13 protein-coding genes are annotated in these 16,741 nt (G+C 44.3%); all 13 read right to left on the reverse strand.

Annotated elements, in window-relative coordinates; translation table 11 throughout:
• Positions 1–9 precede the first annotated feature (9 nt).
• The 13 genes from CFK45_RS14255 to CFK45_RS14315 all read right to left on the reverse strand — a co-directional run bounded on the left by CFK45_RS14255 (position 10) and on the right by CFK45_RS14315 (position 16,718).
• A complete protein-coding gene (locus tag CFK45_RS14255) occupies positions 10–1,779 on the reverse strand; it encodes a hypothetical protein (protein ID WP_096087115.1) in 1,770 nt (589 codons plus the stop codon).
• 277 nt (positions 1,780–2,056) lie between these two features.
• Entirely contained in the window at positions 2,057–3,316 is a 1,260-nt protein-coding gene (locus CFK45_RS14260; protein ID WP_096087116.1) for a VWA domain-containing protein, read from the reverse strand.
• Positions 3,317–3,607: 291 nt separating this feature from the next.
• Positions 3,608–5,518: an acyltransferase family protein gene (locus CFK45_RS14265; RefSeq protein WP_096087117.1), complete on the reverse strand. Its 1,911-nt coding sequence runs from the start codon at positions 5,516–5,518 to the stop codon at positions 3,608–3,610.
• Positions 5,519–5,625: 107 nt separating this feature from the next.
• Entirely contained in the window at positions 5,626–6,306 is a 681-nt protein-coding gene (locus tag CFK45_RS14270; RefSeq protein ID WP_143247601.1) for a hypothetical protein, read from the reverse strand.
• A 17-nt stretch (positions 6,307–6,323) separates the two neighbouring features.
• Positions 6,324–7,070, reverse strand: a complete 747-nt coding sequence (locus CFK45_RS14275) for a tyrosine-protein phosphatase (RefSeq protein WP_143247602.1) — start codon at positions 7,068–7,070, stop codon at positions 6,324–6,326.
• A 21-nt stretch (positions 7,071–7,091) separates the two neighbouring features.
• Positions 7,092–9,293, reverse strand: a complete 2,202-nt coding sequence (locus CFK45_RS14280) for a GumC family protein (RefSeq protein ID WP_096087120.1) — start codon at positions 9,291–9,293, stop codon at positions 7,092–7,094.
• A 23-nt stretch (positions 9,294–9,316) separates the two neighbouring features.
• Positions 9,317–9,844: a polysaccharide biosynthesis/export family protein gene (locus tag CFK45_RS14285; protein WP_096087121.1), complete on the reverse strand. Its 528-nt coding sequence runs from the start codon at positions 9,842–9,844 to the stop codon at positions 9,317–9,319.
• A complete protein-coding gene (locus tag CFK45_RS14290) occupies positions 9,844–11,046 on the reverse strand; it encodes an outer membrane beta-barrel protein (protein ID WP_096087122.1) in 1,203 nt (400 codons plus the stop codon). Before CFK45_RS14290 ends, CFK45_RS14285 begins: the two co-directional genes overlap by 1 nt.
• 336 nt (positions 11,047–11,382) lie before the next feature.
• Positions 11,383–12,438 (reverse strand): glycosyltransferase family 4 protein, encoded by a 1,056-nt coding sequence (locus tag CFK45_RS14295; RefSeq protein WP_096087123.1) that lies wholly within the window; start codon positions 12,436–12,438, stop codon positions 11,383–11,385.
• Between the two features lie 17 nt (positions 12,439–12,455).
• Entirely contained in the window at positions 12,456–13,484 is a 1,029-nt protein-coding gene (locus CFK45_RS14300) for a glycosyltransferase family 2 protein (RefSeq protein ID WP_158224715.1), read from the reverse strand.
• Complete coding sequence (locus CFK45_RS14305) at positions 13,477–14,481, reverse strand: glycosyltransferase family 2 protein (RefSeq protein WP_096087125.1); 1,005 nt, start codon at positions 14,479–14,481, stop codon at positions 13,477–13,479. Before CFK45_RS14305 ends, CFK45_RS14300 begins: the two co-directional genes overlap by 8 nt.
• Positions 14,474–15,580 carry an MATE family efflux transporter gene (locus CFK45_RS14310; RefSeq protein WP_158224716.1) on the reverse strand — a complete coding sequence of 369 codons (1,107 nt, stop codon included), beginning with the start codon at positions 15,578–15,580 and terminating at the stop codon, positions 14,474–14,476. The genes CFK45_RS14305 and CFK45_RS14310 overlap by 8 nt, the downstream gene beginning before the upstream one ends.
• A 172-nt stretch (positions 15,581–15,752) precedes the next feature.
• The gene (locus CFK45_RS14315; RefSeq protein ID WP_096087127.1) at positions 15,753–16,718 is read right to left on the reverse strand and encodes a polysaccharide pyruvyl transferase family protein; all 966 of its coding nucleotides are present in this window, start codon (positions 16,716–16,718) and stop codon (positions 15,753–15,755) included.
• Positions 16,719–16,741 lie beyond the last annotated feature (23 nt).

Below are 16,741 nucleotides of genomic sequence, written 5' to 3' on the forward strand. Positions count from 1 at the left end.
CACAACCAACTACAAAGGCATAACAGACAAGTGAGCCTCATCGACCCATGCGGTTACATGTCGCTGCCCAATGTTTGCGTGTACTTCGACCCTTAAAGCTGCCGAAACAGCACCAACCGGCACAATCCCACCCACACGCCGATAAGTCCAGTCAGAAAGCATCTTGGTATAAGGTGCATAGCGAATTTCATTGACAACAACACCTTGGGCATCTTTATATACAATCGATACGATCAGTAAACCTGCATTATTCGATGCATCCCAATTATTTTTCAGCCAAATACCACCTGCTATTTGCTCGCCCGGCCTTACCGAAACACTTTGCTGTATGGTTCCACCATAAGCCTGCCCGGACTGACATGTAGCAATGAGCTCGGCACAGGGCGTGCCGCCCTTACCACTAGACTTAGTAATCTCAACATCAAATGTCCCAACACCATTAAGGTGTGCAATGGCTTGTGCCCAACCAGTTAAATCGCCGGAAGCAAAATCGGCGTTGACTAACACATTACTACTCACAGACATCGGTATTGCTAGCCAATCACGCCAATTTAAAAAATTCCAGCCTCTAGCTGTAACCCTGCCACCGCCATCAACTAAAAACTGATGATTCAGTTCACCACCATTGGCGCCACCCTCAACCACATCATACTGGTCGTAGCAGATCCACTTACAATTATGAAAGGATATACCAACAGGCAACCCAGGCTTGGTCATACACAAAAAAGGAGGTGCTTTAACGGCACGATTATTTAAACCGACCCAGGTACCGTCTAAACGAATTGTCGCTTCGTTATAGGCTTCGGCAAACATCGGTGCTTCACTTTTGCTTTTAGGGTTTTCAAAATGACCACCGTAGACATCTAAAATTACATCGTTGGAAGCTCGAATTGGCGCATTATCAAAAGAGCAACCAAAGAATTTCCATTCCCCTCGGCGAAACTCACTAAACTCACCGGACGTATCGTAGAAAAAACAGTCACGAAAAATCATCGACTCACCAAAATCCTGAATAGAATTTGGCGTTTCAATTATCCCCCAACCAAGACGCGCATTATTAAACGTAATTTTCCAGCAATGATCGTTAAACTTCAGAGCCGTTCGAAAACCCTGAACGGAAAGATAGTCAAAAGAGCCCGAACTTAAGCGTGTTTCTGTTGAATTACCTGATAAGACAACTCCCACACCTTCAATTTCTTCGTTTTTTGTAGGTGTGCCAAATATACCAATATTGGCAATAAAAGGTTTCGCTAAACGTACTGTAGATAGGTAGCTATCTGTACCGAGAACACGCAGCGCATAGTTCTTATCCTCAGCAAAACCGTCAAACTTGATAAGGCAATAACCTTCCGAGAACCAGCTTGTAGAAAAGGCCTGTATATCAAACGACGCGCGTCCGACGTAGTAGGTTTTATTCTGAAAACGTAAGGGCCGAGCACTATGAGCTGCGAAGTCATTCGCTGCATAGATGGCAGCTGAATCATTGAATTCATCCTGCCCTCTAGCCCCAAACCAATGGGGGCAAATGGCACCGTGATACTGTCGCACTAGAACTCCCCGCTCAGCATCACTATCTTCATTTAAGCGAACGTAGACACCTTCCAAAGGGTCTACTTTTACCAGCTGACTAAAATCCCCTGGCATGTAAATAAAATTGCCACCACCACCTGCCAATGGATGGTCACGATACGCCAATGCATAGACAAACCCTGGGCGAAACACACTGGCAGAAAGCGCTTTAACTTGAGCATAAGACATCTCTTCGACAGGCAGGTCCATAACAAATCTCTGCAATAATTGAAGGGGCCCCTATTATTAGCAGAGATGAGCGACCAATCATAGTGAATGAAGAATGTACTAACAAATAAATAGAAAGAAGATGAAAAAATAACATCTCTCTTGCTAATGGATTAAGAGTAATGCCCCACATTAAACAAGCACGCACCAATAATAAACAAAAAAGAGCCAACAACGGTATGTTGCTGGCTCTTAGAAATGGCTATTGGCACGTCAGGCGCATACAGTTATGAGCGTAATTTTGGCGACACTTAATAAATCAATCAGCTAAAGCATCGTGAAGTCGGCTCTTCAGATCTTGTATGCGAGCTTTTAACTTTTTAATTTTTTCACGTAACGCTTTAACTTTGGAGCGAGATTTCTTGAGTTTCTTTTTCAGTTGAGCAACGTACTCAGGGCTATACGCCATACCGTACACCGCCAAAGCGGCACTATCAGAATGGCTATATCCGTCAGACTCCACAGTTAGGGTAACGGTATAGTGACCCTGCATAACAAAGTCGACTGTCACCGCCTGACCTACAAGCTCAAAAGGGGCTTCGCAATAATCGCCGTCGGCGCAACTCTGCTCAATCAACCACGTAAATGATGCTGTTTCAAGACCAGATAAAACCGTAGAGGCACTCCCATCTAACTGAACTTGATCTAACACGATTTGATCTGGGCCGGCGTTGGCGGTTACCATCGGCTCAGTTACTTCAGCATCTAGATATTCCGCTATACCATCTCTATCTGTGTCGTCATCATTCAGGTTGCCATTGGCATTGTAGTCCTCTTCGAAAGTTAAAACGCCGTCACCATCGTCATCACTATCAATATAATTGGGCAGACCGTCATTATCAGTATCGATAAGTAACTCGTCTTTATTCAAGACACTATCCAGATCAAAGTCTCGAAGCACCGCCAGACCACTAGGAATACTTCCATCTGAAGAAATATCTACAAGGGCACCAAAATCTTTAACGGGTATGAGCTTCTCATAGTCAGTAATACAAGAAAGCTTTTGCAGGTTGATATTGTCACCGACCAATAAACCAAGTGTTGTAATTGATCGATCATTTAAATCGTCTTTCAGATCGCAAACGTCTTGAGTATTTGAAGGATAAGGGTTGCCATCGGAGACTAAAACCACAAAGCGCATACTCTCGTCACCGCTATAGGTATCAAACTGTTTCATAGCGGTTTGTAGCGCGGTACGGGTAAACGTAGAGCCCTTTGTATAGCTCGCACCTAAAACTGCAGCTTCTACTGCAATAGCACTTTGTGTATCACCAAGGGAATGCAAAATATCAGCGCCCGTTGAGAAACGCACAATACCCACATTTACCTTTCGATAATCAAAGGATGACGCGAGGTTGGCCACAAAGCGTTTTTCGTCCTCAAAGGCCTCTTCCCCAACGCTGCCAGAAGCATCCATTAGAAAAATTATATTGGCACGAGCATCAGAAGCATAGGACTGGCTGGAAACCGCAATGGATATAGGTAGAAGTAAGAAAAAGCAAAGAGCACGAGATAACATCACTGTCACATCTCCTTAGTTAATTAAAATAATCAATTGCCCACATAGAGAGAGTCATGCGGCGCGAGCATTTTATGTCCAGCCCGGTCAGATATCCAGCAATATTGTGATGAATGTCACTTTTTTTGAATAAATGAGCGCCATAAAAGTGAGATCGGCGCAAATAAAAACAACATCAACATAAAGCAAGATAGGGGCAGGAAAAATGATCTTTCAGACTAGTGTTAAGCTGTGCCCAAATAGGTACAGTCTTAGGCTAAGACATAGAAGCTGAATAAAAACAAGACAAATCTAATTCAATACTTTTGACAGAGCAGGCACTAATATATTGTTTGCCACATAAACAGAGCCCTGCTCACTTAAGTGACCGTAGTCACGCGCAATAATCGCCCCGCCCTCAAAGCGTGCCCTACAAAAGAGCTCATCTTCCTGTTCATAACATAAAGAATCTAGAAGCGACACGTAGTATAAGTCATTATTTCCCTGGCGCTTTCTCATCACTAAATCTGTGTCATAAACCGGCGTGTCAAAGCCTTTATCAGCAATATATAAATCGTCTTTTTGCCAGTGAATAGGTTTAGTTAATACCCTGGGAAGAGAAGGACTCCACTGAGGTGTTGGCCCCACCACAATAACCTCACCAACACCTAGGTTTTTTAGGTGCTGCACTAGAGAAAGCCAATCCGTTTGATCATGCTGATTACGTTGAGCAATAACAACCACATCAGGCTTTAAGTTCGCAATGCTGTCTAAGGCATATTTATTCGAATAGTCGCATGCACGCTTAGCCATTTCAGTCTCTTGGGGCAGAGGCTTTAAAGACGCGCGACAACCCGAGGATGTTTTCTGGTAAAACGGAACCCCTTTTTCAGACAAAGCCGTACGCAAACCGAGTGACAGCGCTTCCGCATGAGAATCCCCCCATAAAAACACGCCACCTTCACCTCTTGAAGTGACGCAAGATGGGTCGGTCTCTAAGGTAGAGGAATCTCTCAGAGCTAGGTAGGTGTTGCATTTTAGCCACGCCGCGTCGTAGCGCTTAGCTATCGTATTGTTGTCTTGATAATACAAAATAAATTTGGCTTGAGGCGTTGACGCGCCCCGGCGCCACGAATGCGCCAAACCGTCATCAAAATACACTATCGAACAAAGCAGAACGAGCGCCGCCGACATAAGTACAGGCTTAATTGTGAACAAGCCAAACCAACTCGTAATCTTTTTAAGGCTTCGTCGCTCAACCAATTCATAGCTCAACCACCCCAAACCAACTGACAATAGAATTGCTAAATATACGTAGGTCTGACCAAGCGAGAAATGATAAATCATAACAACCAACGGCCAATGCCAGAGGTAAATTGAATACGACCACAGACCTAACTTCTGAGAAAGGGGATTCGCCGTTAACCAAGAGTCCTGTCGCTGCGCCTGAATAAGTAAAAACGCACCAAAGGTAGGAAGGAAAGCCCAATAACCGGGCCAAGGTATATGTTCATCTAAAAGAAAGCTTGACAGCAGAATAAGTGATAAGCCAATTCGTTCCAGCCACGGTCTCATTTGGGGGCTCAGGCTTAGCGGAAATAAAAACGCACACCCACCTAACAGCATCTCCCAAGCTCGCGTCGGCAACAAATAATAAGAAGGGTTTGGCCACTTGATACTTGCAATGACAGCAAAACAAAAACCTAACACTGTCGCAATACAGATTAATTGCTTAATCGACTTTAAGCTCATCAATCGATTAAGCGCAAGCAAAACAAGGGGGTAAAGAATATAAAACTGCCACTCAGCAGATAACGACCAAGTGTGCAAGAGCCACTTTTCTTTTGACGCAGCGTCAAAATACCCTGCTTCACTCCAATAAACGATATTTGATACAAAACTAATACTACTTGCAACATGAGTAGCCAATGTACTGTACTCATTCGGCGTGAGAATCATCCACCCCAAAACCAGCATCGTTATACAAAGTACAGCTAAAGCTGGAATAATCCTATTGGCGCGCGCTACATAAAAAGACAAAATCGAGAAGTTTGCCTTCTCTAAGCCTCTAAATATAATCCCAGTCATTAAGAAGCCGGAAATAACAAAAAAAACGTCAACACCGACAAAGCCGCCCGGCAGCCAATTTGGTTCGAAATGAAAAATAACGACAGTTAAGACCGCGATCGCCCTAAGCCCGTTGATATCCTTACGAAACGTCACCCTTTGACTCCTTGTAAACACAAACCCAGGTACTAGAGATTATTTGAGACCATATAGACTACATATGATCAATTTATGTATTCGATGAAAATAACACCAAGCAATACTCATTCCAAAGAGCGTGCCTGACAAATAGAACTGTCAACAGCTCGTTCGACTTCATTAATTTTGGCGACAGTACAAACAATAGAGCTGCGACCAAGGGATTGAGAGTATTTGAGTAGAGCGTAGCGATAGCGGTTGTTGTCTAACACGCGCGAAATATGTTTGATGCCATATGAATAAAAATCAGCGGGAAGAACATCAAAGTATCGAACCTGAATTTTAGCCAAACCATTATTTACAGCATAATTAAAAGGGCCGTAACTGTCAGAAAGCTCGACATAACGCATGAACTCTAAATCAAACTCTCCAAGCTGAGCCTTAATCCTAGCCATAGCAATCCAGTTATCAGGCCAGGCACGCTTTCGAGAAGTAGCCTGCTTATAAAAGCTCAACGCTTGCAGCTGCTCCTTAACTGAAATTTCTGGCGCAGCATAGCTTTTATATGCCCTCCATTCATGGAGCTTTGCTAATGCAGATAAATAAACAGGGTTATCTGAGTGCCATCGCAGCATTTTTTTTCCGGCATCCAATGCGTCGTCCAGCTCGTCCCTTGTCGGCATCTTGTTTCGCTGCCAGCGATCTAAGTAGGCATCAAGCTTCAAATAGTAAATATTTCCGACACCATAAGAGAACGCACAAAAGACGACATACAAAGACAAGCCAAGGGCTAATAGCTTAATCAATACGGAACAATATCGCTTCATGAAAACACGGATCTAACACTCGGGTTAGTGTTAATTAGACGCGCGGGAAGATCAATAAAAACCCGCTGTGCATAAGCAAGACCTAGGCGCTGAGAAACTAGCTCGTAGGCCTCTTTCATTCGCGGGGCACGCTTGCCCAGGTTATGCATGTCTGAGGCAACCACAACCTCCCTTCCCGATTCCAGTAACTGCCAAGCGAGCTGTTCGGAAGCTAAACCAAATTGCCCTAATAAAGAGCTTGCGGTTAACTGAAGCATACATTCGCGCTGCATAAACGGTGTAAGCACCGAAGGTAATTCACAAGCTTCCTGATTTCTTTCTGGGTGAGCAAGCAGCGGTAAGACACCTTTACCTTGTAGCCAATCAACCATACGCTCAGTTCCCGGAGGAATATGAGTGTGTGGAAACTCAAGCAATAGAACTTTCTTATCTGCTTGAAAGGTGCCTACAAAAGGTAGGCACTCATTTGCGAGCATTGGCATAAGCTCCGGACACAGGCGCACCTCCGCCGCAAAACCAAGCTTAAGATTAAGACGTTCCTTTTTGACGCGCTCATACAAGGCTTCAAACGCAGCCACAATATTTTTGATAGAATTATCAAAGCGACCTGGGTGAATATGGGGCGTAGCTAATAACTGGGTAACCCCTTGCTCCTCAGCCATTCTCAACATTGCGACTGAGTCGTCGAGGGTTGACGCTCCATCGTCAATACCCGCTAAAAAGTGCGAGTGAAGATCTATCATGTCAACCTACAAACAGACAACTTAACTTTTCTTTGAATTGGCTTCCTGGCCATAATGATAAGAATCATAATAACCGTGATACCCGTTGGATCGCCCCTTTATCCTCGTGTCTACTTGATTTAGTACCACGCCATCAATTTTAGCCCCCACTTCCAACAACCTACCAATACCTTGTTTGACCAACGCTTGCTTGGTTGAATTCGCCTTAACAACATAGATCAGAGAATCAGAAAGCTTAGCAACAACGAGTGCATCACTAACAGCTTGAGTTGGGGCCGTATCGATAATGATGCGCTCATAATCTTTCTTTAAACGCTCTAATAGCTGCTTAAATTCAACTGAAGATAGAAGCTCTAGAGGGTTGGGTGGAATATGGCCAGCAGATATAACATCAAGCCCAGAGCGCTCATCCTTATATATACATTCTTCAAGAGCTTCAGTACCAGAAATGATGTTTGAAAGGCCAATCTGGTAAGGAGGGAGAGAAAACAATTTATTAAAACTCGGTTTTCGCATATCAGCTTCAATAAGTACAGTCTTCTCCATCTGAGCCATCGCAAAAGCAATATTAGTAGCGGTCGTCGATTTCCCCTCGCCCGGTAGCGACGATGTAATCGAGACAACCTTGTGCTCAAGCCCTAAATGCGAAAGGACAAACCCTGTTCGCATCGTTCTAACCGACTCGGCAAAATCTTTGTATTTTTCATCGAAATAAAGATGAGTATCCAGCACCTGCTTCTTTTTTACAGGCAATATAGGCAACAAACCTAAAAACCTTAAACCTAGTAACTCTTCTACCTGAGCAGCACTTCTAAAGCTGTCATTCAAAGACTCAAGTAAGATGGCAATACCAATGGCAAGACAGGCCGTTATCACAAACACAACAACGATTAATTTCTTTTTCTTTGGCTTAACCGGAATAGTAGGCAATTCAGCCAGATCAAGAATATTGGCATGCTGGCTTTCAAAATTTGTGGTGATGTCTGTCTCTTTAAAGCGAGATAAGAATGTATTGTATAACTCTCGATTGGTATCAACTTCTCGCTTCAGTTTCAAATAAGCAGACTCCTTTGAGCTCACCACTTGATACTCATCTTTCGCCGCATTTAATTGAGCCAATAGACGATTTTCACGTTCTCGAGCAGCAGCCAGCTCTTTTTGTATGCCTTTGACAAGCTTGGCCACTTGATTTTCCAGGTTCAAATTAACCGCAGCCAACTCAGCTTTTGCGGCAATTAGCTTTGGGTGTTTGGGACCGTAGCGTTGAGAAAGCTCAGAAACACGCTTTTCGGCACTAATCTCTGCGCGTCTAATTTCACGAATTAGAGGATGGTTGCTTATTTCCGCCAAGCTAGATAATTCGGCAGTATCTAACGGGCCGTCATTTGCTCGAACTAATAAATACACGCTCTCGGCTTGAATACGGCGCTTTCTGGCTTCGAGATAATTCTGAGATAATCCTTCAAGCTCGTCCGCAACAATGCTACTAACACCTTCAATATCAATTAAGCCTTCCTTCTCGCGAAACGCTTGCAGCTGTTCTTCAGAGCTATCCAAGCTACTTCGCAACTGATCAAGGCGCTCACCGAGCCACCCTACCGCCTTCTTGTTGACCGACAGTCGGGCCTCAAGCTGATGTTCGATATATACCTCACCCACAGCATTGGCAACAAGCGCCGCTAAACGCGGGTTCTTAGCTTCAAAACTAACCCTTACCAACTGCGTTTTACGTACAGGAGATATAGATAGGTTTTTTCTAAAAGCATGTATCAAACGAACTTTTTCAATTCGAGCTTGCAGCTCTTCATCTTGCTCTTGTGCCTCGGGCTTGGGCAAGAACGAACGGATAAACTCTTTACCTCTCGCAAGCAGGCCTTGTTTTTGCTTTGGTTGATATTCCTGCCAGCTGCCAAGATCAACACGATCAACCACAACTTCGGCAACACTGTTTGATTTTAGTATTTCATATTGAGTCAAAAAATACTCTTTACGAGTTGTATCAAGAGTATAAACATCCTCAATGGATACAGCTTTCTCCTGGTCAGCTTTCAACAAAATCGATGATGTGGCCCTATAAACAGGGTCCATACCAACAATAAAGATTGCCGCCAATAAGGTACTGAAACAGGCAAAACCAAGTATTTGAAACTTGTACTTCAAGACTATGTTCCAGTAAGCAATCAAATCGACTACTTCTGGCTGTTTTTTACTAGACTCTTGCATAAAAAATCAGGCCAAATTGGTGGCTAAAAGAAGCTTTGCTTAATAGTTACTGTATCGCCAGGGGAAAGCACATACGTTAAGTCGACTTTATCTATCACCGTCTCGCCGTTCAGCTCATGTTTGATAAAGATTTTTTGCTCAGAGGCTCTCTCTGTCAGCCCGCCGGCAAGCGCAATTGCCTGGTCTACGGTGAGACCGGGGTGATAAGCATAGGCGCCTGGTGATTTTACTTCACCGTGAATATAGAACGGGCGGTACGATACAATAAGTACCTGTACGGAGGGCTCCAGCAGATAGTCACCCAATAATCCTTGCGTGATTATCTGCTGAACCTGAGCGGTTGTCTTACCGCTAATAGGGATATCACCTAAAAACGGGAAGTTTATATCGCCGTCATCTCCGATAATGGTTTCAATGGTCAAATCAGGTTCATCGTAAACCAGCACCTGAATTGAATCGCCAACACCCAAGACATAATCACTGCTGCTTAAGGGTTGTGCACTGAGTGATAAACACCAAGACAATAACAAACATAAAACAAATAAACGCATTACAAACCAGCCGTGACCATCAACTTGTATACGTTCTTATCAAATGGAATATCGTCAACATTTGAATCTTTGTTGGTATAGTCATAAGACAGGCCCGCAGTAAGCCAGCGAGCAAAGGCATAGTTCAACGCGAGCGTCGCGCCAGTTGTATCATCGTGGCGGTCAAGATTTCCAACGTATTCCTCGTCCGCATACGATGCCTGCACATCTGTTGATATTCTCGGGGTCCAACCATGGTTCCAGCCTATCAACACATATCGCTCTTCAATGTAGTCACCAACAGTGGTTGGATCTTTCGACACCTGACCAAGCTTAAAGTCAATGGTTGAGTACGTGCGCGGCTCCCAGCTCAACGATACATCTACAGCTGCACCTGAAAAGTCCTTACGCTCGGCCGCATCAAAATCTTTGACCTGATAACCGACCTTCGCTTTACCCGTTGTTTTGCCGGTAATATCCCACTTCAAACCAATCAAAGCCCGGTTGTCCGTACTATCGCGGCTGGGCTCCTCAGTGCCAATGTGAGGGTAGCGAATATCGGCGGTACTGCCGTCGAGCGTTAACGACGTTGCATCGCCGATACTGTACTCAAAATTGAGACCAACGCTGTTTTGATCGAAGTCGCGAATGGCTGAGTACTGACGAAAGTTTGTATATTCCTTAGAGTAAAAGCCGACGGAACCGCCGACGCGAGCCTTCGAGCTGAGTGCACCGTATTGATAAGCCGCGTTGGCCGACTTCGCATCATACTCAACGGGGCGATCAATCGCACCTGGGCGCCCTTCGGACAAACCCGTACCACGATCTTCGTGCAGCTTGTCGTAGGCTAGATTTACGTCGATTCGATTCTTGTCGTTAGGCTCAATATGAGCGAGGCCACTCAAGCGGTGATCAAGGTAATTATCAGCCGAGCTCGCCTCGACCGTACCGGACTTGAGCTTATAACGCACGCCATAGCGGTTAACGCCATCATCCGTACCCAGGGCGAAATCGGGTTCGACTACATAAATACCCGAGCCCGTGGGATCACGCTCTTCACTATAGATATTGTCATCGTACTCGAGACCAAACTCGACCGTAGGCACCAGTTTTAATGACCCGGAAATATCAACCGGCGCTGGCTCGAATTTTTCAGCGAATACTGCCGGGCTCACCATAACTGATGCCAAGCCTATTAACGAAAACTTATTAAGTGTCTTCATACACTCCTCCCTCCATGACGGCACCACGGCCAATCAAACTTTAAACTAAAATAAATACCAACCAGTTTAAAACTGACTACTAACTTCATGCTTGCAACACGCTTTGGGAGCACAAACCAGAAACGCAATTATCACACCAAAACCTAGAACTATGACAGAACGATGATTTGGCACCCCTTTCGTTCGAAATTGGCAGCTAATAGAATGTTTCTGCAAAAACAAAATAAAACTACGCATATTTTAAAGCCAGCAGCTGCTAGCAACAAACCCTTTATCAACATCAGCGCACCAAAATAAGACAAGCCATACTTAGTGCACCGACAAGTAACAAAATGACTACGCCATTGAAGTGCTCTGTTTCAATAGCTGCTGATAGAGCTGCCTTAACTCCAGCTCTAAGCGCTCAATACGATAATTTGTTTCATAGAACGCCCTGGCTTTTTGACCGGCAAGTGCCAACTCTTCACAACTTAGTGCATCAAAGTGTTTAAGCGCAGCGGCGACGCCCTCGTAAGTACTGTCAAACAAATAACCACCCGAGCCATCAACTAAACGCGTTAAGCCGCCAACGTTAGCAGCCAAAATAGTTTTGGATGCTGACATTGCCTCGATCGCCACCAGGCCAAAACCCTCCCAGCGAGAAGGGGCAATAAGAGCAGAAACTTCAGAGTAAAGTGCAATAAACTCATCTTGATCCAACCACCCAAGGAATTTGACACCGTCAGGAACCTGCCCCAGCTCAATATCGCCAAGCACAGCCTCACCAACTACCAGCAACTCAAAATCGAAGTCGTGATTGGCATAGGCCTGAAGCAGCAAATCCACACCTTTTTGTCTATCCAACCGGCCGACAAACAACAGTGTTTTGCGCGAAGGCTGAGCCGGTGGACTTGGGTACAAATCAACCACTGCATTTTCAATCAGGCTCAGTTTATTTTTGGCGCCTACATAAGCATCCGCATCGTGTGCCGATATAGCCACAACTGAATCACATAAAAAAGACAAGCTCCACTCAACGGCCATATACGCATATCGGAAAAGGCCATCGCCGCGATCGTAAGCCCAACCGTGAGCACAATAAATAAGAGGCTTATTAGCGGGGCTCATTGTTGGCAGGCGCCCAATCAAGCCCGCAAACGTCCCGTGCAGATGAATCACATCGACGTCAAAATCACGCAGCGCACGCCTATAGCTTTTAGCAAGCTGCCACAGCGCTCTTAGCCCACGAGCCTCTCTAGAAAAACTTATTTGTTTTGATGCATCCAACCAAGAGACGTTTTCATTACACAACAGATAAGGCTCGATACCATTGCGCTGCTGACAATCACACAGTTGGCGCAAATACGTTTCAACCCCACCTTTTATGGTTTCAGCAACGTGCAACACTTTCATATAAACGCCCTAACCCCTTACCCGACACCTGTCGATACAGACTTAACTGCAGGACGACATAAAAAAGCCAAACTTCGACGCCAAATTGAATCTGGAAACAGCGAAATCAAGCGCATAAACATCACAAACACACCGCGAAGACTAAGACTAAAAATCATAGGCGCGCTCAACATACTCTTTTTTGAAACGGTTTGATCAATGACTATTTGACTATTGGTTTTGTTAGAAAGAAGCTTTATCAAAAAGTGCACGTACATTGTCGCGACAAAATAATTTCTTGCTTTGACAAGAGAGCTAGAGACAGGCAAATTTAAAATAGCAGAAAATGAAGAAAAATGATTCAACACCTTTTCGGTAGCTAAGCGATTTGTAGCCGAACCTTCAACCAAAAAGTAGTTAAAATAGACTTCGCTCTCAACAAAGATTTTCTCCGCCTGCGCCGCACAACAAATAATAAAGTAAATATCCTCAGACAAATAAAGTTGTCGGTCAAATTTCAGCCCCGTACCTAACAAAAACTGACGGCGAAGTAAGATAGAGCACACATGAGCATCAGCCAGTTTCCTAAAATACGCATTTAAAAAATCATCTGAGGAGCACAAACCACGCTGAAGCTGATGTGACCTGGGTGCTTTGCCAGAGGCCGAAACATAACATGCCGGTGAAACCAGCATATCAAACTCACCGGCCTCAACAGCCTGTTCAAAAATATCAATAAATTTATCGTCGTAGGTATCATCAGAGTCAAGAAAACAAACATACTCACCTAGCGACTGCTCAAGGCCGAAGTTACGCGCGCCGGAAACACCGGTATTCTCTTGATAAAAATAACGAACACCTGGCGCCAATTCAGGTTCGGCCGCAGGTTTTGAACCGTCATCGACGATCACCAGCTCAACAGAACGAGCATGCAATTGCTGTTTAACAAACCATTCTACAATTCGACTGACACCCGCAAGATTGTTGTAGACAGGCACAACAATACTAAATCGCAAACATTCTGCAGAACCGAGAGTTTGCTCTCCTTGGTTTGATGAACTAGACACCACCGAGCGCCTCCTTTTTTGCAGAAGCATTACGAGACACCAAAAGCGATTTAACCCGATAAAATAATGGCGCACAACAAAGTAGCAGCGTGGTCTTGGCATCAAGCAGACCGGCAAACATACGTATTAACTCGGCTTTCCTTGTTATAGGCATTGACCGGTTGTTTTGCTGATAAAACTGATATTCAGCTTTAATTCCGTGCTGCAACAGAAGATTGAGATACTGCCGAAAAGGCGCCTTGAGTGTGGCGCCGTAGATCTTTTCCTGATAGCGCTTATGAAGCGCCTTGGCAGTAATATAATAACCTTCGGCGTGGCGCAGAGATTTCTTCTGAGTTGTGATAGAGCCTGCACGTATGCGGCGTTTAAAAAACTCATCTTTTAGTACGGCGGTTTTAGCACTCTCAATAAATAAAATCGTTGAGAAGTAGTGATCCTCATGAAGAATGCCAGGGATAAAACGCAGCGCCTCAAATGAAGAACGCCGATACATATAACAACAAGATTGAGCAATATAACTACGCTTTAGGGTATCAACAAAAATACCGTCACGACCATAAAGAGACTTAGGCAAGTTGCGCTGATAACTGTGCAGATCAATGTCTTCAACATCATCAAGCTCACAAAAAGCTTCAGCGTTAAAAACCACGAGATCCGCCGACTCAACACTAATAGTTCGAACACACGTTGCAAGCGTCTCCCTGTCAATCCAGTCATCACTATCAAGAAAGTAAACAAACGTACCGGAAGCAAGATCAAGCCCTTTATTTCTGGCAGCTGCCAGGCCAGCATTCGCTTGACTATGAATACACATACGCCCTTCAAACAACGGAAGGTATTTTTCCAATAGCGCTAAGGATTGGTCAGTAGAGCCGTCATTAATGCAGATTAACTCATAATTTCGGTAGCTCTGATCTAGTACCGAATCGAGACATTGCTCAAGATATGACTCGACGTTATACACTGGAAGCACAACCGAAACGACCTGATCAGACATGACGATACACCCGCTTATAAAACGTACGCAAAGAAACAACCAAGGTAAGCAGCAAAACAAGGGCCGGCATCACAAAGACATTAGCCAGACCCGCATGCAAACTGAGCCAAAACGTGAAGGGAACCATAAACGCCCCATAAAGTGATAGCCATACGAATGGCTCGACCTTATAGGCGCGAACGAAATTATTTAAGCTGCTTGTAACAAGGGTAATAAAATAAAATAAAAACAGCATCGCCAGCTGCTCTTTATTCACCAACTTCTCAAATATATAGAAGTCTGGGAGGATATAATACAACGAAAAGAAAGCGCCATAACCACCTAACAACACCAAAACAGACACAGCAAAATACTTCTTAAATACTGACATCGCTTTAGATAACTGATCATTGGCCACCCAATTGGCAAACATCGTACGCTGATTATTCAAAAAAGAGCTGGCAACATCAAAACCGCCGCGCGCAATTGAAACGGACAAACCAACCCGGCCAGCAAACTCGGCACCACCGGCGCGAAATGCCACCAAGGTAAAGCCGTTCCAGAAAAAATAACCAAAGAACCATACCAAGCTAGTTTTACCAAACAAAGGGAAAATCTCTTTAAACTGACGCCGGAATGAATACTCAATCGGCAAACCTGAGCGCACATAGGCAAAGGTTTTTTCCTGATAAAGACACAACATCACGATAATAGATATCACTGAAGCCAGTTGCGACAAGGCTAAAGCCATCAAGCCAAAGTCCAAATAGATAAAGAGCCAAAGCGCAACAGCCGACACCAGGGTGTTCACTAAGCGTATGGAGTTGGCCAATTCTTGGTACTGCACACCATCCAAATAAGAATCAAAAACATTTAGAAATATACGCGCACCATTCATAAGTACCATTAAAAAAAACGGCAACTGCCAGTGGATATCCCCTTCATAATCAGCAAAGTAAAACCAGCCAAAGGCGCTAACGCTAAAGCAGTATGCGAGCACAACTAACACATACCATTGCATTGAGAAACGGTAGATACGATTAATGCTCTGCAGGCAATCATGATCGAGCTTACCGCCCTCATCAAAGCGCACTTCATGACTGTAAAAAAGCTTAAGCACATAACCAACACCCACTTCAAAAAGTACGGCCATGGTCACAAACGAATAAAACGTATAATAAAAGCCCATTTCTTCGACGCTCAGTAGCGCGCTGACAACAAGAATTGTCAACGGCCCACTAAGTATGCGCACAAGCGCAACCAGCAAAGAATAAGCAGCTACAACATCCGCTTTACTTAGCTTCATTACCTACCTGCTCAATCAGCTCAGATTCCTTAAGCCAAAGCTCGTAATATGAATAATTTTTACCGTAAGAGTTATCAATCAGCTTAACGTTCTTACCCAGAAGATAAGAAAGAATGAGACCGTGCATACGATCCGTATAGACCAAATTAAACGAGTTGAAATAGAAAACCGAACGAAAAACTAAGGTATTTGCCTGACGCTTCCACAACTTGACTAAAGCATCCCCCCCTTTAAATCGACTAAACATCTCAGCCCTGGTAGCCAAGTGATACAGAATCTGATCCCATGAGGAAACTATTGAGTCCCAGTCGAAACTTCGTTTTTTAATACCGACATCACCGACTGATTTTGCTTCGACGTCAATTCGACGCATATTTAAGATCTTACATTTGTCCAAAGCCAGATCTTCAACCTCACAAGCCTCGACTATCGGATGAAGGCTGTGCGCCATATCAGGCATCAAAGTGATGTTATCTGAGAAGCCCTCAGCAATCTTTTCACTTTTGACATCTCTCAAAAAGATATGAAGGTCTTGGTGTTGTGAATGAATGGCCTTGCTTTTGGCATGTGCAGCATCTGACTTGTAATGTATTGTCGCTGGCAACATGACAATACGCTTATTCGGATAGCGCTTAATCACAGACTCTCTGAATTCTTGGTGTTTGATATATATATCACCAAAATTCCCACCACCGTGAAACAGGATAACCTCACACTCAGCCAAGCGCTTGTGGTTAATATGCTTTGAAAAAGCGCGATAGCGAACATCAACATTATAATCAGCCAAGAACTGTTCGGTGCCCAAATAGATCAGCAGGTCGCCAACATTGTAGTGAAATGGAAGATCGACATACGCTACTTTCTTTCCTTCACACAATTTTGCGATATCCGCATGCATCGCCTTTAACCGATCCAAGTGCGAACACCACTGCGTTTTATGTTCCGCTATCATTACTACTCACCTTATCCTTAATA

Origin of the sequence: Agaribacterium haliotis (assembly GCF_002312815.1) — a bacterium.
GTDB classification, from domain to species: domain Bacteria; phylum Pseudomonadota; class Gammaproteobacteria; order Pseudomonadales; family Cellvibrionaceae; genus Agaribacterium; species Agaribacterium haliotis.